This window comes from uncultured Chloroflexus sp. (assembly GCF_937129525.1).
In the GTDB taxonomy this organism is placed as follows: Bacteria; Chloroflexota; Chloroflexia; order Chloroflexales; family Chloroflexaceae; genus Chloroflexus.
The window spans coordinates 1-20,695 of sequence record NZ_CAKZNK010000152.1 but is presented as its reverse complement, the minus strand read 5'-3'; the positions used below and the strand labels follow the sequence as shown (position 1 = coordinate 20,695).

Below are 20,695 nucleotides of genomic sequence, written 5' to 3'. Positions count from 1 at the left end.
GTTTCAAACCCCTTCTCGGCGGGGCTTTTTTGTTTTCTCCGGCGCGCGCCAGGGTAACCAGATTACAGCATGTTGATGCGCAATCACTCGATGATCAATGTCCTCTTTCGCTGCAGGTTTTGTTGTGTCCGGTATGTTTGCGGTATGATAGTGATATATCAGCATTGTATCAGGTCATTGGTGGAAAGGCAAGACTATGCTGCGCTGGGCTATTTATCTCGCCGAGACTCCGGTAGTGTTGCAGCGTTTGATCGCTGCTACCCATCGAGTGCGCTGGCCGCGTCACGCGGATGCTGCGACTCGGCTGGCTGCGCTGCGGCAGGCGTTGTGTCGCCCGGCAGCAGTGCGGTCGCGCTATTTTACTCTGTCGCCTGAGACGCAACATGCGCTGGAGACGCTGCGCTGTCGTCGCGGCATTTTGTCGCATACCGAAGCCGAACAGTTGCTGGGTTCGATCCGCTCGTTGCGTCAGTTGCGCTCTGATCGCGAGCCTCGCTCAGTCGGTGAAGTATTGGTGCTGCTCGGCTGGCTGTTGCCGCGCCCGGCTCGTCCGCGCCATCCGGCTGGATGGTTGCTGGCGCCGGAGTTGCGTCGCTGGTTGCCTAAACCATTGCCGCCAATGGTTGCCGCTGTGTCGGCCTCTGCGCCGACTTTGCCTCCAGCGCTGGTGGCAGCCCATGCGCTGCTGGTTGCCGCAGCCGAACAGCCTCTGCCGATCCGCAGGAATGGGTTGCTGGCCGGAATAGCATTGCGCCGGTTACGGGAGCTGGCGCCGATGATGAACGGCGATTTGTGGCAGTGGCTGACGCCGTTGCTGGTCGATCAACACTTGTTGCGCATTGTCGGTTCCAGGCTGCTGCCCGGCCCCGCGCTGGCACGATTTGCGCGCGCTTCCGCGACTGAACGGCTTTATTGGTTGCGCGCGGCGTGGGTTGCTCTGCCATGCCCTGAACGCTGGTTGACCCGTTTGCGTTTGATGACTCGCGGTCTTGATTGGCCGGCTTTTCGCCGCCGTTTGCTGCAGTGGAGCGAGGCGATGGCCATCCATCAGGTTGATGCTGATTCAGCTTTTGTGCTGTTGACCGCAGCGTTGGGACCACTGGTTGATGACATGACGCATTGTTTGTGGCCTGCTCGCCGCGTTCCATGGACGCGCCGTAGCCAGCAGCGGGCATGGCGGGCGGCAGTAGCCGGGCCACTGTCCTGGCTCGGCGCGCTAAATCCCTTCCCATCAACGGTTGCAGCTCTTCCCTGGCACTATGATGCGATACGGCAGCAGGTGATAACGCCGGTAACGAGTGTTGATGCCGATCTGCTGGCACTTCAACCCTGGATGCAACTTTGTCAGGTTGATCAGGATCGGCTTTACTGGCAGATAACGCCGGCCACGATCCGCCGGGCGCTAGCTGCCGGTTATCATCCGCGTATCTTGCATGATTGCTGGCAACGGCGGTTGTCGCGCGATCTGCCGGCCTGTGCGCCGCCTCCTGATCCGCCAACTGTGCAAATTGTGACACGCACTGTCGCATGGTGTCCTGCTCCAGAAACACTGGCTGCCGCTATTCGGCGTCCGGCAGTGCGCCGCGCGCTGGCAATGCAGGTTGCGCCAGGGGTGGCGCTGGTTGCGCCGGGCCGCGAACGGGCACTGGCGCGCGCCCTTGCGCGGGCGGGGATCGAGGTTATAGTTCAGTTGTCTGCGCAGGATCAGGCAGCGGCAAGCGCGGCGCAACGTGGTGATGGTCTGGGTGATGAAACGCTACCGGCAGTTGATGATGACGCTGCTGGCGTTTATGCAGCAGAGGGGGCAGAGATTACAGGGTTTCCTGTTGAATTATGTAAATTAAATCACGGTTCGGTTCCCGATCGTGAGAAGCTATCACTGCCATCCCTCGTCGATCAGCAACCACGCCGGTTGCTATCAGCGATCCTGCAAGGATTACGCGCGGCGATTAAGCGCCGGAAAGCGTTGCTGATCTGCTATCAGTCGCCTCAGCAGCCGGCGCATAACCGATTGGTGCAACCGACTCGTCTTGAGCGGCACGGCGGGCGCTGGTTGCTCTATGCCTATTGCGTTGCGCGCCGCGCTGAACGCTGTTTTCGCGTTGATCGAATTCTCGACTTCAAACCACAGTCATTGCCGGCTCCTGATCAACCCGCTATCTTCCGTCATCAGCGTTCGGGAACAGCGCGGTATGGTCGCCTGGCGTTGTCGTCAGTGCCACCGGATCGGGCGGCGCGCGTGTGGGTTGAATGAGGGTATGGTGGGCGTGTCTATTTGTTCGCCAGGCTAGCTCATTCTGCGCTCTGCGCGCAGATATGAGCGCAAGCCGGTATGCGCTCTGTGCCATAGTTCCTGCTGCCAGGAGGTATATCCCTGGCAGAGGCAACGTCTGTGTCGCCTCTGCCATCTGATATGCCCCGTCCTATACCTGTCATACCATATAGTGGGTCGGATCGGTAGTTAGCCGACCGATACCATGAATAGTTGTGCGGGCAGCGGCTACTGCATCAAGGCGGTAACAGCGCACACTATCCTGGGATGGGTCGATGATGCTCTGGAGTTGCTCGCTTACTTCGCGAAATTCGCGCGTGTCGAGAATAGCCTCGAACACGCTGTACTGAACGCGCATTCCGTAGCCCTTGAGCAATTTCATTACGGCGACGCGCCGTTTGTCGTCAACGATGTCGTAGCTGATGATGGTAAACAGACTCATTTGACTACCCCTTCATAATGAGTTTGCTCGCCGCGAACGATGCGGGCTACCATCTGGGCCTGTAAGAGTATTACCCGTCGCAGGGAGGTCTGGCTGCCATTGGCCAGGCGCATTGGAGTTTGCATTAACGTTTCATAGCGCTCAACTACCAGTTTGCGCGCCGCAGTGGTAAGGTACATGGCGTTGGGACGATCCGGGCCGGCTCGTTCGAACTGGGTATGGGTGATGGTGTTTGTTGTAATCTGGTTGAGCGTCATCCGATCCACTACCAGGGGGCGAAACTCTTCCATCAGATCAAGGGCCAGGGATGGACGTCCGGCTTCGATTGCGTGAAAGACGCCCAGATAGGGATCGAGACCGGTGAATTGAACGGCGCTTAAGACATCGTGGAGCAAGAGGGTGTAACCGAATGAAAGAAGCGCGTTGATCGGATCAGGCGGCGGGTAGAAGGCGCGACCTTGAAACCCCCAGCCCTGCTGGAAGACGCTTCGCCAGGCGCCAAAATAGGCAGCGGCGGCGGCGCCTTCAAAACCACGCGCGGCATCGAGCGAGGTTGCTCCGCCTAAACCGCGCGCAGCGGCTTCGATGTGGGCAATTGCTGCTGGCGCAGCCGACCAGCCGGTTGCGGCAAGAATGGCGCGTTGGGCAGCGAGTTTGGCGGTGACGATGCCACGAGCCAGTTCGAGTGACCATGCCGGATCAATGACGAGCTGGCTTTGCCGCAGACGCAACGCGCCAAAACGCGAGGGGCCGGCGGTGAGTGTCGCGTAGTGGCGGCTTCCGTGCTGGTTGGTGAGCATGACGGGTATGTCGCGACTGAGCAGTTCAACCAGAAGCGCGGTTGAGATCTGCACGCCGCGCCCCATCAGCACGATCCGGTCGATCTTGTTGAGGGGAATTTCCTGTAAGACCTCGCCTTCGCGGGTGATGACAATCTGGTTATCGCGTTTGCGCACAGTGGCGCCCTGTTCTTGCACGTAGAGGGTTGCCATTGGTTATGTCCTCCCCGGTAACGAAATAGTTGCCGCTTACTCACTCTGTTTGAGCCGGTTTTTTGGGCCGGCGCAGGCGGTTCATCTGTTCGCGCAGTCGCTGTTCAGCCTCGTGAAAGTTGGTCAGACCGTGGAAGAAGCTTTGTCCGCGTCGCGGGGCCAGGGTCTGGCCGAGAAATTCGACACCGTCGGCATAGGCAACGATGCGAGTTTTGGTCGGGTTGAGTTGCAGCCGTAGTGTCGCCAGTTGTCGTTCGACCAGGGTGAGGGTGCGTTCGGCAGCCGCCCGGTCGGGACACATGACAACGAAGTCGTCAACAAAGCGCACCAGGCGCGCGCCATGGGTGGTCATGGCAACGTCGAACGGATGCAGGTAGATGTTGGCCAGCAGCGGCGAGAGTGGGCTACCCTGCGGCGCGCCTCGCCGGGTGGATTGCGACCGCGCGTAATGCACCAGTTCGCTGACGACGACTGCGCCAGCGGCTAGAGCGCCACCCAGCAGCAATCGTTGCGGGCCGATCCGCCGCGCCAGTGGCCCAAGGCGGCGGGCCATGTCGAGCGCCGGTTGGGCCAGGCTGAGCGCGGTTATGAAACCGGTAGATAGCGGCGCGCGAGGGGGATTCAGCGCTATGTCGTAGGGATGCGCCATAGATGGATCGGGCAGCGGCGGTTCAGCGGGCGGACTGAAGATATTGTCAATCAGTTCACCGCCACGCCGCAACGCCGTTGCCAGAGGGCTGTCCGGCGGTTGGGTAACCGACTCGGCTTCCTGCCCCAGAGCGCCAACAGATAGCCATTGCCCGATCAGGCGCAAGATGGCCGGCTCATCGATACGTTGACGCACCAGACTGAGCAGAATACTATGATCGATTGAGTCGAAATAGGAACTGATGTCGCTGTCAACCACCCAGCTCAATCCTTGCTCAGCGTAACGCGCAACTCGCTCAACCGCTTCCGGCACGCCGACTGCCAGCCGACAGCCGTAGGAACAGTCGAGGAAAAGCGGTTCGAACAGGGGCGTGAGCGTCTGCTGCACGGCGCGTTGGGCGATCCGGTCGCGGATTGTCAGAATGGCGATCGCTCGCTCGCCGCCATGAGCTTTGGGCATTAGCACCCGGCGCGGCGGCAAAGGTCGATAGCTCCCGTCGCGCAACTCTTCGGCCAGTTGCGTCATTTGCGCTGGCCAATCGGCTTCAAAATCGCGCAATGTTACCCGATCGATGCCGGCGCTGCGGTCGCGCCGGCTCATTTGAATGTTGGAACGAACGCGCCGCCATGCGTTGGTCAGATTTTCGACCGAACAGACCTGTTCGATAAGTGGGGGACCATAGTAGCGAGGGAAGAGAGGCATTGTCAGGCTCCTTTCTGCATGATTCAGGTCGGGCGTCGCGACAGGCCGGAGTTGCATCGCGACGCGCAGAATTGGTTTACGCCGAACTCGACATTGAGTGTTCGGTTGATTGCCAGTTGCTCAACCGCGCCATCTGCTCAAGAACCAGGTGCTCGTGGCGGGCGCGCAGCTCAAGCAACACGCGCTCGTGGTGTTCGCGTCGCTCAGCCGCCTCTTGCGCTCGCGCCAGGCGCTGATCTTCGAGCCGTTGCTGCAATTCGATGAGGGCCAGAAGCTGGTTGGCGCGTCGTTCCTCGATCCCAAGTGCCACCTCACCGGCAATGCGTTCACTGTCACGTTGAGCGGCCAGCAAGCGCGCGGCTTGATCGGTCTGATGCGCTTCGAGCAGTTGCTGCTGGAGCCGCTCCCATTCTTGCTGGAAGCGAGCCTGCTCGCTCTGCCAGACCTGCTCGTCGCGCGCAATTTCAGCCACCTGCGCGCGAATTTGAGCTGAGATCAGATCGAGCTGAGCTGCCAGGGTCGCGCGTTGCACTTCGGCCTGCTGGATCAACAATTGCTCGCGAGCTTCGGCGACGCTCATCTGCATGCGCAGACGATGCTCGTGTTCGAACTCGACGGCCTGCGTTGTGAGGGCATGGAGACGAGCGCGGTGGCGCGCCGCGGCAATGCGCTGCTCTTCGTCGATCTGGGCCGCGGCAATCGTTGCTGCCATCGCCGCTTCAGCGTGACGCTCGTCACCCTGGCGATCGAGGATCTGAATGCCGATGATCTCAAAACCTGTCAGGGTCGGATCGTTGCGCAGACGTTCCCCGATCCAGCGCGCCGCTTCGTCGATCCCGGTATCGCCGGTGATCTGGGCATAGCTATGCCGTTCGATGAAGGTCAACGCCGCCGTATGGGTCGCCGCGTTGATTGCCATCAATGGTTCGCGGTGGAGGGCGATGAACAGGGGATCGCGCGCGGCCAATTCGACGGTCAGCCAGAGCCGCACTCGCCATTTGTCAGCGCTCCAGCCTTCGACCGGGCCAATCCGAAGCTGACGCCAACGAGCATCAACCCATTGCGCCAGCACCGGGCCGGGAGCGGCCCAGATGACGTGATAACCGGAGGTCAGAACGCGCGTCTCGCCGCCGGGTAGATAGACAACCGCCCATGTGCCGGGAGGAACCACAATCGGCGTTGCCAGGCCGAATAGTCGGCCCGGCACGCGCTGCGGTACCGTCGCCAGGCCGGTCGTAAAATGCAGGGTGGGCAATGCCTGCGCCATCGTATCGGCAGTCATTTCACCGGTCATAACTGCCATGCCCTCGCGCACCGTCTCGACGAGTGTCGTCATCGTCTGCTGTTCTGACATAGTGCTCCTCCTGTTGTTGAGTCAGGCTGGTCACAAACAGAATGAGGTTCCGATCCGTTTCAGTAGTTGGTGACGACCAGTCAACGCTTCCCAGGCCAGCGCATCGGCCAGACGGTTTAATGAGCGCGGGATATGAACTAGCGTGAGTGTCGTCGGCGGAAACTGGTCGATCAGTTCACGCGCCGTCTGATAGAGCGCGCGAATCGCGTCGGTGCGCGCGGCGGCTACACCCTGGAGCTGATCGACCACCAGCTTGCTGTCGGTTAGACAACGCGCGCGGCGGCCTGGAAATTCGCGCCGGATCAGGCGTAAACCGGCGATCAAAGCCTGATACTCGGCTTCGTTACTGGATTGGGCCGGCGCGCGCTCGCAATGCGCGCGTAACACTGTACCCTGATGGGTACGCACCACAACTCCCAAACCGGCGACATTGCGCGACGGAAAGCCTGGCGTGCCATCTACCTGCATAATCAACCAGTCGGCTACGTCAGCAGGACGAAAGCGAGCAGCAGGAAGATCGCGGCTGCGAGTAGCAGGCTGGCCAGCAGGCATCCACGTAGCAGTCGGCGCAGTGACGGGAATGGCAAGCGACGTTGCGATGGGTTGAACAACAAACTGGCCAGAGCGATTCCGAGCGAGCAAATCGCGCAGATAGTGGAGCACCATACCATACCCTCCTCCTTATAACGATGTCGATGGTGGTTTGTCGGCGCTGGTTGCGATGTGTTCAATCACTGTTTGATCTGAGGATAGTGGATGATGTTTTCACATATGCGCGAAGTTGTACGATGGTGGCAATGACATTGAGCAAAAAAATCGTGGCCGGCAGGAGGAAAACCTGCCGGCCAGCGCGATCGTTCAACAACGGCGCCGGGTTAGACCAAAACTTTCATCAATTCGCTCTCGCTCCGCTCATCGACTCTGCCATCTTTCATCTCGCCCAGAACGTACTGCATCGGCACACCATACTCGCGGCAGGCCAGCACGGCGCCGGCGCTCATATGCTTGGTGCCGCCGGTAATATCGACGATGACCTGATCGATCATCGTCGCTGCCTGTTCGAAGGCCTGCACCACTGCGCGATAGCCTGTGGGAATATCGTAGGCACTCTCAATCGGCAGGATCGTAATCTGCAAGGCGCGACCGGCTTTTTGCTGCAACTGGTCGCGCAACTGCACAGCCTTCTTCTCGGCTTCAGGACTGGCAATCAACCAGAGCCGGCGCAATGTACCGTTCTGGAGGTGATGCTGGATGGCGGCAGGCTCGGCTCCGCGCGGATTCGCGCTCACAAACAGGATCAGGCCGGGGTAGGCTTGCGAAAGCTTGATAGGATCGGCAAGCCGGCTACGTTTCCGCTGGCGAACGTTGAACCAGATCCAGAGAATGAGCGTAATTGCGAAAAGCAGCGCCGCGAAAAAGATTGAGATGGTAGCGTAGAGGAGCGCCGTTTCGCCGCCAAAAAACGCCTGAGTGACGACAACTAACAGATCGTAGAGCGAATTACCGAGGATCGCGAACAGCATCGTCGCGATCAGAAAGAGCGCCGGCACCCCCGGATCGTTGATAGTGGCGAAGATCTCGCTCCAACTTCGGCGAGTCATGAATAGTACTCCTGCATCTTCTGAACACTGGCGCGAATCATTTGCACAAGCTCGGGAGGCTCAAGTACCTGGCATTGCTCGCGGTAGCGAAAGAGAATCTGGCGCGCCTGCCAGAGATCGGTTGTCTGGGCGGCGATTTCGGCGCTGCCATCAGGAAAGAAAACGACCGTACTACCGGCAAACCAGAGGGCAATATCTCTTTGGCGCGCCACCTGTGGCGACAGGCGATAGCGAATCTGGTAGGTTTGTCGTGGCGGCGCAATCGGCGGCAATCGCCCCGGCTCGACTACCAGCGAACCGGGCACAATTCGATCGACGCGGTACGCAACATATTTATTGACGATATTCTCGTGTGGCCCGGCCAGACAGAAGGCGTCGAGATAGGTGTGGCCGTCGCGCACCAGCAAATGGTATGGCGCCACGCGATGCTCTTCTTCGACCTGTTCCGGACTGTAGGTAGAGCGGTAACGAAAACGCAGATAGTGGCGTCCGATATTGCGCTGCAGGCGCTTGAGCAGATCTGGATCGGGAACGGTAGTTTTTTCCGGCATCTCGAGCGACAGGTGTGGCCCGGCTTTTGCGAAGATGGCGCGCCGGTCAGCCGGCAAGAGAGCCGTAATGCGGTCAAGCAGCGTCTGCACAGCAATGGCGTTGGGGATAATCGGATCGGCGAAGATCGAGACCAGGAAGCTCAGGGTTTCCAGTTCCGCATCGGCCAGATCGAGCAATGCCAGCTCGCCATACTCAACCAGCGTGTAACGCCTGTCACGCATGCGTCGGATTGTGCAGCCAAACAGTTGGCGCAAGGCATCGAAGTCGTGATGCAGAGCAGCTCCGGCTTTGGGAGGATAGATGTCGTTGTCGAACGCGCGGCGGGCATCGTCGATTAACTGTTGAGCAGTGGCCGGACTGCGCACCAACCGTCGCACCAGCCAGAGTCGGCGTTGAAAGGTGAGCTGTGAGCTGCGGCGAGTGCCACCGCCGCGCCGTGATGACGATTCAGATGCGGACATAAGAACCTTTCACGAAAGTATACCGGTCACAACGTTACAAACCGGTACAGTGACTCCCATTCCTGGCGTGAGCGGCCAGCAAGCGCAAAGAATTGATCGAGCAGTTGATCAACGATGGCGGCGAAATCGTGATATTCGGCCTCGGTGATCTGGCGGAAACCGTGGGCCAGGATACTCTTGTTGCGCGCGAAGGAACGCTGTTTGATATCGATCGGTTGCGCCTGTGCCAGCAACGGGTCGTCAAGAGCTTTCAGCAACATATAGCCGTTGAGCAGGGTAATCGCGCTGTAAGAGCCATCGCGGTTTGGCTGCAAACCGCGTTCCCGAAAACCGACAGCCGCTTCGACCTGCCGATACCTGGCGTCAAGTTGTGGCATACGCTGCTTAAGCGCATCAAGATCGGGCCGTTCTGTCCACACGCCGTAAGTGGCCAGGCGGTGCTGGCTCATCAATTCGAGACAGCGATAGCGCAGCAGCGCAGCAGTGTCGTAGCGCTGCTGGGCAACCCGGCGCATCGCGTTAGCATGCAGCGAACCGAGCAGTGGGAGCACGGCATCCAGGTCAGCCAGCGTGGCAAGCGCACTCGCCGGTTGATTCAAGGCGCGCGTGGTCTGGCCCAGGCGTTCCAGCGCCGCCTGTTGCTGCGCCAACGTCTGCTGATACGGCGTCAGGACCGGCGGTAATGGTCGCGCCAGCAGGCGCTGCAAGGTCGCCGCGGCAGCGACATCGAACGCATCCCATTGCGTATAGGCAGTGGCCAGCTCAGCCAGCGCCTCATACTGCAACCGATCAGCGGGCATCGGCACCCGGCGAGCCAGATCGGCGTAGATCCGCCCTGCGCTCACATAATCATAGGCATTGAAAGCGCGTTGAGCCGCCTCGGCTTCAAGGTCACCGAAGACCTCGTAAGGATCAGGCGGAGTGATTAACCGCTGACTGCCGGGCACCACCTGATTCTGGCTATAATCGCTCTCGATATAGATCGTGCCGAGATCGAGAATATAAGCCGCTTTCGCCAGTCCCACCGACATAATTTTCGTGCCGGCGGTCAGATCGACCAGAATCTCAGAGCGCGCCAGGTCAGACCACGCATCAATCACGACGGCGCGAAGCTGGCGATAGATCTGATTGATGTCGGTATAATGAGCCGTTTTGACCAGCCAGTCTGGATCGGGATCCCGGCCCAGCAAGTCGGCCACCTGTTGCGGAAAATCGGTCGTCTCCGGCGTCAGTAAAAACGCCACGCGCTGCGGTTGGAGCGCGCCAACGAGGAGTGCGGCAGTGTTAGGCTGCCTGCTACCTAGCAAAATCAAAGCCCTGGCCCGGCGATCACCCACGCGCTTGCGAAAGAGATCGAGTTCGGCAGCGAAGTTCATGCATAAATCCTTATGTCAAGTATTTGGAAGTACCTGGAGCCAACCGTGGCCAAACACGCACGACTTCCCGGCGTGTACAACGCTGGCGGCGAGCAACAAACTGCGCACCATCGGCGGCACATTGCGCAGAGTCGCGGCGCCAATCAGGCCGCCGAGCTTCATCGTTTGCCGGTTAGCGGGGCGCGTGCTTGACCGTTCCCAATCAACCCAATGGGTCGTATCGTGTTCGACGATTACCTGTTGAGCAGCGACAACTGCGGGCCGGTAATCGACCTCCCAGGGCACATCACCGTACAGATAATTCAGCGCCTGCAACCGCCAGCAGATAGCCTGCACCAGCGCCGGAATTTCAAGGCTTTGCATCAACTCACCGCGAGTCTTGATCCGCAGCGGCGCGCGCAGCGCCAGACGCAAATCGGGCGCCATACGTTCCGAAATCGGCGTCAGTTCAGACAGATTAAACAGCGGCATATCGGTCAGAGTCAGATCGCTATCGCCATCGCGGTAAATGGTCACCCCCAACGACTGACCATACGGTAGGGCCTCGATCCGTTCGAGACGGGCCGCAGTCTGGTAACGACCGAGACCGGCGCGACCGAAATTGACGAACGCCAGCGCCACAAACGGGAGCAGTTCAATGCCGCGCCCAAACAGCAGCATCGTTGTCTCGAGCAGATCACCGGCGGCGTAGAAACGGCGCTGATCAAGTGGCGGTTCGAGCACAAAAGGGCGCGGCGCATCGCGCAGATCGTGCAAGAAAGTGCCGCCAGGGGGCAACGTCGGCTCGAACAGCTCGCGGTAGGCGCAGCGGGCCACTTCGGTGGGACACCGATGCGACTGCCCCCAACACTGCTGCGGACAACTCGCGCGCTGGAGCGCATATCCCAACCCACCACGCAACAACGCGCCCTTGAACGGTGGCAACCGCGCCGGCGCAGCCAGTCGCATGGTTACCCGAATGCGTAACACCTGTAATGCCGGAAGAGTCAGTGCTGGTTCAACCATAGGGTAAGGCTTTCTGGAGGAGGGCTGTGACACCAGGCGCCAACAAGAGCGCCAGTGTCTGACATTTGACCAACGAAGATGGGCTACTGATCGAAAGGATCGGTATCATTCTAAAAGAAATACCCTGCCTGTGACAATCAGGATAGAGGAAGCTCTTTCAATTTCTTTAAAAACTCGCGCATCTTCTTCTCGACTGAGGTAGCTTGCAAGGGATTCGGTCGTTTACCGGCATGCATCAGGTCATTGCGGAGATTGCCAAGCTGGTCGAAGAGAGTAACAACATCTGACTGAATCTTGCTCAAATCGATGGGTTTCTGCCCATCGGCAGCAGACTTCTCTTCTTCAGCAGCTTTCTGGCGGCGCTGTTGCACCGCCGCCCCCAACGCGCGTTCGACCTGCTCGCGCATTGATTTGTCTGAGAACTGGTTTCCCATTCCCATCTGCAACATGACCCACGACACCAGCCACTCGCGAGCCAATGCCACGGCCTGGAACATCTGGTTGCGATCCTGGTACCACTCGATCAACTCACGTTCGGCCTGCAATGCTTTCGCCGGATTATTCTGCTGTGAATCGCGATCGAGAGCAAGCGGTTCGAAGCTCTTCAGTACCTTGTCAGAGAGCGGAGTGAAGGGTTGCGCCAGAGCGCCGATTGACTCAAGAGCCTGCGGGAGTTGATCGCAAATCTTTGCGCTGGCGTCTAACGCATCAGCCGGTCGCACCAGCCGTAGCGCCTGGGTAATGTTGTCCATCGGCTGTTCACCAATCGTCATAGAGCCATCACCTCATCGTTCATGAACCTCATCGCCGTACTTGTCGATTAACGGCAAACCGACTCGATCCTCCTCAGCTAAAGGCAAAGCGATCCGCGGTCCCGGATCTTGCCCACCGCGCTTGTTGCCGACAAACCATTCGTACTGCCGGCCCTCCGCCTGTGGCTGGCGGGTTGGCCGCGGATAGTGAACAGGCAAGGTGGGGTCTGCCGCCAGCAATGCTTTGAGGTCGCGGATGTTCGCTAACTGATCGAATGCTGCGCCGTAGCGTGACGCCATGCCTTTCTTAAATGCATTGATCCAGGAGTCGATCTGTTGTTGGTCAGCTTTGATCCAGCCGTCGCCAGCAGATAACGACTCGTAGCGCACTTTCGGGTCGAGAATCTCGACCTCCTGAATACTGATCTGAGCAGAACCGAAACCCAGTGGTTTGGCATAGCCGATCCGGTGGTACCAGCCCTCCAGGCCCAGACTCCAGAGGAGCGCCCCCAATTCTAGCGGCGCCAGGTTGGTGAATTCGACAGTGAATTCAAAGACACTCCCCGTCTGTTGCACTCCCAATACTGTGCGATTCTGGTCGCTTTTGGCGTTGTTCACGCTTTGATATTCTTGCGGGTTGAGTTGTTTGCCATGGTGCCGGTAGACTTTACGCCCACGCAAGATTTGTTCTTCGTTGTTGTAGTCAACGTCTTGATCTCTTAGTCCATCGCGTGGTTTTCCGTTGCGCGGTCGCAGGTAGAAACGGTAGGTAGTTGGCTTGGGAGTAGACAGAATGGCCAGAGTCGTATCGAACGTACCGGCATCGTGAACGAGCGTGGCATGACTGAAGCGAACCCGACCTGCATAAGCGGTTGGTTTTGAGAGATCGGGTGTTTCTTGTGTCGACTCGTCGCCCCATACCCAACCAAACGTGCGGCAGGCTGGACAGAGTTTTTGATATTCAGTGCATTTAGCGAGTTCTGCTGGGAAAAGCAGATTGCCAATCTTGCGATCAAAACCGACGCGCGGCACTGAAACCGGCACAATGAATTGCACCGTGTACGTCCCGTTCGCGCCATCAAGCATGGCATACACCAGGTCACCATCTTGCAATCTGGCGTCATTGCGTCCGGTGCGTTCAAGAATGAAGCGGCTGAAGGCCGGTTCACCACCTTCGGATTGAGCCGGATTGCGACGTTTGCGCACCTCATCACGATGGCGCTCCTGGTAATCGGCGATCAGCTCTTCGTATCTGGCGCGCGCATCGTCGGGCAGCGCAACAGGTTGCAGTTGCTGCGTGGTGAAGAACAGTCGCTCATCGTGCTTGTTTTCAATGTTTTGGTTGGTGATACACAGGTAACCGCTCACCTTGCGCTGATTGCCAACGGGTTTGGGCAAGTTTTGCTCTGACCTGGCCAGACTCACGACATTCCAGAACTCAAAGTTACGACTCGGATGAGTGACGCGCTCGATGATGGCATACACCCTCTCGCCGTGCTGATAGCCGTTAAGTGACAGTCTTTGTCGCTGCGCATACGGTGTTTGCGACGCCTGGAGAACGGTTCTACTCTTCTGCAACGTCTGATACGTATGGACCCACGCCGCGTATTGGGGTCCCGACGGACGCCGATCAGGGGTAATGGTTGTTGTTCCAGGCAACAGCTCCAGCTCCCAATGATGATCGCGTTGGCGCACCCGCGCAGGCACCAGCCGCAATGCCAGTTCCGGCAACAGGTGATAGCTCAACCGTTTATCACCGGCGAAATGGGCAAAGCACGAGTTGGTTGCCGTTTCAAACATCGAGCGCACCGCGCCACGGAGACTGGTACCGGGAATGGCAACCTTCCCCTCTGGATCGCGGAAGAATCGATAGTGCCGATGGATTCTACCGTTAACATTCTCTTCAACCACACCCTCGCTGTCTGAGATAAAGATGGGGGTGGTAGCGGTCAACCGGCAGCGAATGCGTCCGCTCAATCCGACCATGCGGTCGTGAGGTGGCGGCGAGCAGCGCCCTAACAGTGGGGCCAGATGTGGGTTGCGGGTTTCCAGCGTGCGCGCGAAGTTGTAGGGGTTGAGAAAGCGATACCCTTGTGATGTTGTCGCTCTTGCCTGCACGCCTGATGCGTTCTGCCTACGCCTCGGTCGATTGTTGGTCATTGCGATGCTCCTATACTGGCTTGTCGCTTAAGGCCCGATACCAGACGAACACTGTTTGCCCTCGCTCGGTATACCGCCAGAAGTGCAGGTGAACGCGACCATTAGTGTTGAGCGGATAATTGAGATTCGCCGCTGCAACCCGGTTGTCAGACCAGTGTGGCGCACCTTCCTCGCGTTTGCCCCACAATACGACCGACTCGGCATAGCGCCGCAACTGGCAGTTGGGATGAGTTACCCAAAAATCGACCACGTTGAATGTCGTATTCGGCATCGGATTGGCTTGCGTGCCAATGTAATGCCACAACCAGCGATCAATATCGCGACGCAACGAGAGATGTCCACCCTCACCAAAAATATCGGCGCGTTGGAGGAACTCAGGTTGAGCCGGCGCATCGGCGAATTCGATATGGCTGACATGCTCCCAGATGCGGTAAGGCATGGCATTCAAGTGAGTCTGCCAGGCATTCAAAAAATCGTTCAGCCGATCAGCCGGAAATTCGCCACCCCAGATAGCGGGCCGCTCCGATTGATCGAGCTGCTCCTCTTTCATCTGTTCATACAGTTCGTCAAAGTCGATGCCCTGCTCGCTCATGACACCCTCGCAGGATAGAGATCGGACAACCAGTAATTGTCAACCTGATCGAAGTAGCTATCTCTGTCGAGATTGCCATCAAAGGGATGGCGATGATTGTTCATCACCTCATTGAATGCCCTGACCCAGCCTTCGGCAAGTTTCATCCAATCGTCCTTTGCTGTTGGATCGTAAGCGATGGTTTTGTACACGCCACTCTCACCGCTGCCGGTCTTGATAACTTGTGCCACAGTAGCAATATCCTGATCCCGACCAGGAAAATCATCATCATTAATCACGCCGAAGGTCAGGCGAACGTCCTCGATGGCACACTGACCAAAACCCTTCGCAGCGCCGAAGCCAACCGTGATCAGGCCATCGTGCAGATCGCGTAACACTAGCGCCAGCCACCCCAGTTCCCACGGTTCCGGGTTTTCCAGAAACAGGCGCGCGCGGAACTTTGGCTTCCACAACACGACGGCATCGAACTTGGCGGTGTCGCGCCCACCCCCGGTAAAGCGATCGATTGCCAGAAAGTCGAGCACTTTGGTTTCGACCTTATCGCCAACAAACGGCGCATCTTCGACTCGCAACCGGCTGCCATTCCATGGACTACCGAAGAGCCGGCATGCCAGACAGAGTTTATCCTCAGCGCCTCGCTGTTCCAGATCTTCACGCTGCTTTTTGGGCAGGGTCTTGATGAAGCTATTGCAGCTCGCAACCGGATCGGTCGTTTTTGTGGTCAGGGGATTGCAGGCTGGACATTTTTGCAAGAATTGAGCCTTGCGGCTGGCCGAGTCACTGCCAGCGTTCCATGCCTTGAGGGTGGCAAGCGTGCGAGCAATGCGCTCGGCGTGGCTCCGCAATGCACCGCGCAGGCTGGAGCCGGGCAATACCGGTCTGGCGCCCTGTTCGTAGGCTGCCAGCGCTGGCGCGTGATCGAAGCCACTGCGTCCTGCCTGAACCAGATCGTTGGTGATGAAGGGGCCGGTTGCCGCCAGCGTGAATTCGGCCTGTACCCATGAGCGAGCTACCAGGTGATTGTTATTGTTATTGCTCTGTGACCTGAGCTGCTGTCGGGCCTGCCGGACATGTCTGGCAAGCCACGAACTGTCTCCTTTGGCGTCCCATGGCGGACCGTCACGGAGAAATGCGAGCAGATTGTCGAGCTGATTGAGGTCGTACTCAAGCCATTGCACATCGCTCAGATCGAGCGCTCCCAATCCTCTGCTAACGCGACCGCCGACGACACCGCGCCCCTGCTCCCATTCCGCCAGGGTTACCGCCAGCAGCGGCAAAGTGCGCTCAGTATCTTCCAGCCGCGGATCGATTTCGAGGCGTAGTTTGAACGTTGTCCCCGCCGGCAGTACCTCATAGTCAAACTTGAGCCGTTCGCGCCGCGCCGCAGCGCCGGTCACGCGATCGATGCCTACGCCATCGCGGATCGACAACCCCGGTGAGGTTTCCAGCACGGCATCGTACACCAGTACGCGGGCCGCTGTTGCCGATTCATTGTCCTCTTGCGGATTGACATCACCGAAGAGCTTGCAGACGAGACACTGGCAGGCCTTGTTGGTTAGTCCGGTGAGTGCCTGGCATAACCCGACACCACCAAACCTGAGTGCCAACCGGGTCGCGATGCTCCGCAGCGCGCCGGCAATGGTCGTGCCGGGAATGAGCAGACGACCGCGCGCATCGCGGCGGAGCAGGTCATCGGTTGTATCGGTATCTTTTCCGGTACCTACGTGGAGCGCCGCGCGCGTGGTTAAAGTTGCCGTTATTGCGCGAAAGTTCATGAGTTCCTCCCTGTTTGGTCTGATTGGCGAATGGCGCCGGAGATGCGGGCGGCCAGTGTCTGCAAACCAATCTGCCAGGCCTGCGGGTTGTCGGCGAGATGATCTGCTCTCAATTGCTGTTCCAGGTCATTGAGCAGCTCATCGATCACATTCATACCAGGTTGACCCTCAGACTCGAAGAAATTCGGCTTGTCGCGACCGGGAAGTGTTGCCCCCCTGCCCATACGTTGCAATTCGCTCCTGATCGGCTCAAGCGACGTATGCTGCGAGGTGTGGAGCAGACGCGCTACAGATTCGAACCGCGCATCTGTACAGGATTTGAAGTTTTGCTGATCGAGTTTCTGCGCCCAAGCCAATGTAAACTTAAGGATGCGCATGACCGGATGGGAAACTTCTGACGCCGTGGGCACAATTGGTGACAGATCGAGCGATGGGATTTGGACGTTTTGCAACTGCGTGTAGACAGGATGATTAAACGCCACCCGGCCAAAGCCTTCATCGCGACGCAGGCCAATTCCTTGCGCTTCAACGACGGCAAGAAGCTTTCTCAAGTCATCGAGCGCAATCCCGCGGAAACTGATCCGCGCGCTTGAACCGGCGACAATCGCGATGTCGCGCGCGCGCGGCAAGCCGAGGGTTGCGTTGAATGAATCGACGGTGCGCGTTGCTGAACATACCAGCAATTCACCGTTCACCTGATCGATAGTAACTTCCACTCCGTCAGGCAAATTCAGCTCTTGCTTAAGCCATCCCGGATCGAATCCCCGCCAGAAGCGGCCCCACGGATCGGGGATAATAGCATCGCTCAACAGCAGGATCGTTATCCGTTCGGTAGCGTTCAGGCGAGCGCTGAGTTCCTGAAGATGGAACAATGACTGCTCAATTGGTTGAAACACCGCACTAACCTTGCCGTAGCCGCGCTGAGTCGCCTTACCCAGTCTTAACTCGTTGATCTGTCCGTTGGGCTGAAGATTGGCCATCATTTGCAGCGCTTGCCAGACCGTTTCATCAACACAGGTGATCTCGCCGACAAAATACTGCCCTGGTTCAAGCGCGACATAGCCGTAGAGATCGCCGGTGCGCACCCGACCACTGGCAGGGTCGATGCGAATGTGCATTTCAGCCGTTTGCCTGGGTCGATGCTTCGAGCGAGGCGCTCCCTCAACCAGCGAAATAAAGCCGCTAAGGGTATCGAGCTTCACAGAGGATCCTTTGCGTCCGTTTGCAGTGTCTGGTTTCGCGCACTCGGGACATTCGGACGGCGGGTTGGCGAACAGACTCCATACTCCATGACCCTTATCGCCACGATCCTGATCTTTACCAGGAGTTTGGTACCCTGGGCGCAGCTCACAGGTCACCAGATCACGCGGGGCTACAATCGTCGGATAACCAGAAGTGCGATCTTGGTTTAATTCAACCGGCGTGAGCAGCGAGAAATGCGCCAGACCCTGATAGAACAATCCGACAAAATGCTGATACTCGACACTGTCGGGTTGCCAATGCTGCGAAAAGCGCTGCGCGATGCGCCAAGCCAGCGCACCGCGCAAAACGCTGCCGGGGATGGTCTCGAGGGTCTCGAACTGGTTGCCGGCTTCGGCGCGGCGGGCAATCAACAGTGGCTCATCGAGCCGCAGTAGTACGCGCAACCGATACGTGTGGTTGCGAGACGACGCCGGCAAAGTGAGTGCAGCTACATCGATTGTCGGGACTGCAGAGACCGCTTCAACCGGTTGCCCTCTTAAACGTCGTTCGAACCGGGCCAGGATGTCTGCTTCTTGCTCGCGGTCAACGAGATGAATCTCACATTCACCATACCCTCGACGCTTCCCTGCGCCGAGATTGCGGAGCATGCGCGCGGCAGCAACCAGCAGCTCAATCTCTTGCTGTACCTGATCGTCGTCGCTATCACACTCGGCAATGAAGCGGAATTGAAGGCTGCCATTACCCTCCTCGCGGGTGAAGAGTTTGTTCTCTTCGGCGCGCCGGGTGCATGGATTGACCCGCACTCGCGTTGTGATCTGGGCAGCGGTTTCACCAGCACGCCAGTTATCAGACGGGGCCTGCGGCGTCATCAGCCCTTCCGGACGCGCCGATGAAATGCGCCAGCGCTTTTTCTGCTTAGAACTACCAAAGATACTGCATTCCAGGCATGATTTCGTTTCGTCTTCAGTGTGGCGCTGGTTATCGAAAGGCGCCAGGCTGAGCAGCTCTTTAAGACGTTCGCGCAGCAAGCCAGCCAGTACCGTACCGCGGATCACTGGTATGTTATCGGGGTCGCGCAGCAAGGCCGAGTCGACCTGCAAGCCGAGACCATACCCGGCGCCGACGTGATAATCGCTCTTGAAGATGATTTCAAATTCCAGCCGGGTACTCATGACGCTATCTCCTCCGATTCGTAGTCCTCTAGACTGAGGTCGAGATCCTGGGCAAAATCCCATGCCTCGAGCAGATCAAGCATACCGTGCGCGTATATCCCGTTATCACCACGATTGAGTGCGCGCCAGTGGTGCTGATTAGCACTACGCGCTTGTCCCAACGCTTGCAAAGTAGCCTCGACAGCGGTCTTCTCGGTCGGGCTCAAGCGAGACAAGATCCTGGCCAGATCGCGCTCTGTCCAGCGCACCAACAACTCTCCCTGTTGGTGAACAGATACATCTTCAGGAACTGCTTCAAAACAGCGACGCAACTCGGCCAGTCGCTTGTTGGGAAGGTCTTTGAGCGTTCTGCGTTGATCCAGCAACTGCTTGAGATCAATACCGCGTGCTGCTGCATCGGTTGATAACGGCTGCGGCGATACCCAGTATGGTCGGAGCGACGTAGCAATAGTTTTTGATTCGCTCGCATCATCATCCCCAGACAGCCGGTTGCCCAGAATGACCTCGAAATTGACCACCGACAGGTGTTCACCGCGTTCGGCAGCCAGCGCTTTACTCAGGCGCTTGGCTTTCTTCAGCAATGCCTCGCCGCGACGATGGGCAAGGGCATAAGGGTAGGTGCTCTTGCAGATCACCACCGCCGCAGCGATTGTTGGCCGGGGTACGTCTTTCAACCCTTGTTTTTCAACCAGTGTATTCATCAGTCCTTCCCACGCCAGACAAAACCGGCGTGCGACATCGATGGCATACGGCGCGGGAATAAGCGCAAACAGATCGTCGCCGCCGAGGATGAGGGGAAGCACAGGGATGAGAGATTTACGATTGTTCTGATCAGATAACCTCTCAAGGAGGAGTCTGGTCGGCGCTGCCAGGCTTGTGCGTGTATTTCCCGATAATGCTTCGGAAAAAGCGCGAAGAACTTCCATATTGGTTATGCTACCGAAGAGCATCCCCATTCCGTTGCCATCGGCGACCAGGTAGGCCACATAGCTCCGCCGATCGTATGTTGCAATGTCTCCTGGTTCATTAGGAAATTCGTAACTGTTGATTTTTGAGGAACTGTCAATGACCTCACGTAGAAACTCACGTAAGATTTCTTCACGATTACTGACCCTCTCGCTGGCTTTCCGCTGGCAATCACTGCACAAATACCGCCGCCGCTCGCTGCCGCCTTCGCCTGCCAGTCTGGTATGATTGCGCGCCAGCGTCACCCCACACGAGGCACAAAAAGCCACATACGGCATATGTGGTTCGGCAACTACCCCATCTCGGCGACTCTTTGCCCAACGCAACTTTTTACTTGCCGCCTCACTGGCAGCGCGAAAATCACTTCCCATCTCAACCGGCTCGGCTACCGTCAAACTCCCTCCCAGCGCCAGGCGGTAGAGTTCGGCCAGGTCGTTACCGAAGGCAATTGCCTGGTCGGGCTGATCAAAGATCACCCGGAAGCTGCCGCCATCATTCACGATGACCTGACCGTTATAACGTTTGACCAGCGTGTCTTCAACGCTACGACAGAAGCGGGTGAGTAACTGGCTGGCTCCCACCACCTCACGCAGGCGAGAAGAACGAAAGATGAAATCCTGAATCTTATCGGCTTCGGCTGCCAGAAGATAGGGCATAGCAAACCTCCAT

At 58.2% G+C, this 20,695-nt stretch carries 16 protein-coding genes; 1 reads left to right on the top strand and 15 read right to left on the bottom strand.

The window, feature by feature from the left end; translation table 11 throughout:
• Positions 1 to 196 precede the first annotated feature (196 nt).
• Positions 197 to 2,254, top strand: a complete 2,058-nt coding sequence (locus Q0650_RS18325; RefSeq protein ID WP_298821641.1) for a WYL domain-containing protein — start codon at positions 197 to 199, stop codon at positions 2,252 to 2,254.
• Positions 2,255 to 2,432: 178 nt separating this feature from the next.
• Here the strand turns inward: Q0650_RS18325 and cas2 are convergent, their stop codons facing one another.
• From cas2 to Q0650_RS18250, 15 genes are all read right to left on the bottom strand, one after another.
• Positions 2,433 to 2,714 (bottom strand): CRISPR-associated endonuclease Cas2, encoded by a 282-nt coding sequence (cas2, locus tag Q0650_RS18320; protein ID WP_298821640.1) that lies wholly within the window; start codon positions 2,712 to 2,714, stop codon positions 2,433 to 2,435.
• Complete coding sequence (gene cas1, locus Q0650_RS18315) at positions 2,711 to 3,706, bottom strand: CRISPR-associated endonuclease Cas1 (protein ID WP_298821638.1); 996 nt, start codon at positions 3,704 to 3,706, stop codon at positions 2,711 to 2,713. The genes cas2 and cas1 overlap by 4 nt, the downstream gene beginning before the upstream one ends.
• Positions 3,707 to 3,746: 40 nt before the next feature.
• On the bottom strand, positions 3,747 to 5,057 hold the full coding sequence (locus Q0650_RS18310) for a reverse transcriptase domain-containing protein (RefSeq protein ID WP_298821636.1): 1,311 nt from the start codon (positions 5,055 to 5,057) through the stop codon (positions 3,747 to 3,749).
• 76 nt (positions 5,058 to 5,133) lie between these two features.
• Positions 5,134 to 6,411, bottom strand: a complete 1,278-nt coding sequence (locus tag Q0650_RS18305) for an SPFH domain-containing protein (RefSeq protein WP_298821634.1) — start codon at positions 6,409 to 6,411, stop codon at positions 5,134 to 5,136.
• Between the two features lie 30 nt (positions 6,412 to 6,441).
• Entirely contained in the window at positions 6,442 to 7,077 is a 636-nt protein-coding gene (locus Q0650_RS18300) for a ribonuclease HI family protein (protein WP_298821632.1), read from the bottom strand.
• Positions 7,078 to 7,286: 209 nt separating this feature from the next.
• Positions 7,287 to 8,012, bottom strand: a complete 726-nt coding sequence (locus Q0650_RS18295; protein ID WP_298821631.1) for a hypothetical protein — start codon at positions 8,010 to 8,012, stop codon at positions 7,287 to 7,289.
• On the bottom strand, positions 8,009 to 9,025 hold the full coding sequence (locus Q0650_RS18290) for a YafY family protein (RefSeq protein WP_298821629.1): 1,017 nt from the start codon (positions 9,023 to 9,025) through the stop codon (positions 8,009 to 8,011). Before Q0650_RS18290 ends, Q0650_RS18295 begins: the two co-directional genes overlap by 4 nt.
• A 26-nt stretch (positions 9,026 to 9,051) precedes the next feature.
• Positions 9,052 to 10,401: a TIGR02710 family CRISPR-associated CARF protein gene (locus Q0650_RS18285; protein ID WP_298821627.1), complete on the bottom strand. Its 1,350-nt coding sequence runs from the start codon at positions 10,399 to 10,401 to the stop codon at positions 9,052 to 9,054.
• A gap of 15 nt (positions 10,402 to 10,416) precedes the next feature.
• Positions 10,417 to 11,406 carry a CRISPR system precrRNA processing endoribonuclease RAMP protein Cas6 gene (gene cas6 / locus Q0650_RS18280; protein WP_298821626.1) on the bottom strand — a complete coding sequence of 330 codons (990 nt, stop codon included), beginning with the start codon at positions 11,404 to 11,406 and terminating at the stop codon, positions 10,417 to 10,419.
• Positions 11,407 to 11,543: 137 nt separating this feature from the next.
• Positions 11,544 to 12,179, bottom strand: coding sequence for a TM1812 family CRISPR-associated protein (locus tag Q0650_RS18275; protein ID WP_298821623.1), 636 nt, complete (start codon positions 12,177 to 12,179; stop codon positions 11,544 to 11,546).
• A 12-nt stretch (positions 12,180 to 12,191) separates the two neighbouring features.
• On the bottom strand, positions 12,192 to 14,276 hold the full coding sequence (locus tag Q0650_RS18270) for a TIGR03986 family CRISPR-associated RAMP protein (RefSeq protein ID WP_298821621.1): 2,085 nt from the start codon (positions 14,274 to 14,276) through the stop codon (positions 12,192 to 12,194).
• Positions 14,277 to 14,328: 52 nt separating this feature from the next.
• Entirely contained in the window at positions 14,329 to 14,910 is a 582-nt protein-coding gene (gene csx19, locus Q0650_RS18265; RefSeq protein ID WP_298821619.1) for a CRISPR-associated protein Csx19, read from the bottom strand.
• Positions 14,907 to 16,685: an RAMP superfamily CRISPR-associated protein gene (locus Q0650_RS18260; protein ID WP_298821617.1), complete on the bottom strand. Its 1,779-nt coding sequence runs from the start codon at positions 16,683 to 16,685 to the stop codon at positions 14,907 to 14,909. The genes csx19 and Q0650_RS18260 overlap by 4 nt, the downstream gene beginning before the upstream one ends.
• Entirely contained in the window at positions 16,682 to 19,060 is a 2,379-nt protein-coding gene (locus Q0650_RS18255; RefSeq protein ID WP_298821615.1) for an RAMP superfamily CRISPR-associated protein, read from the bottom strand. The genes Q0650_RS18260 and Q0650_RS18255 overlap by 4 nt, the downstream gene beginning before the upstream one ends.
• On the bottom strand, positions 19,057 to 20,682 hold the full coding sequence (locus Q0650_RS18250; RefSeq protein ID WP_298821613.1) for a Cas10/Cmr2 second palm domain-containing protein: 1,626 nt from the start codon (positions 20,680 to 20,682) through the stop codon (positions 19,057 to 19,059). The genes Q0650_RS18255 and Q0650_RS18250 overlap by 4 nt, the downstream gene beginning before the upstream one ends.
• Between the last annotated feature and the right edge of the window lie 13 nt (positions 20,683 to 20,695).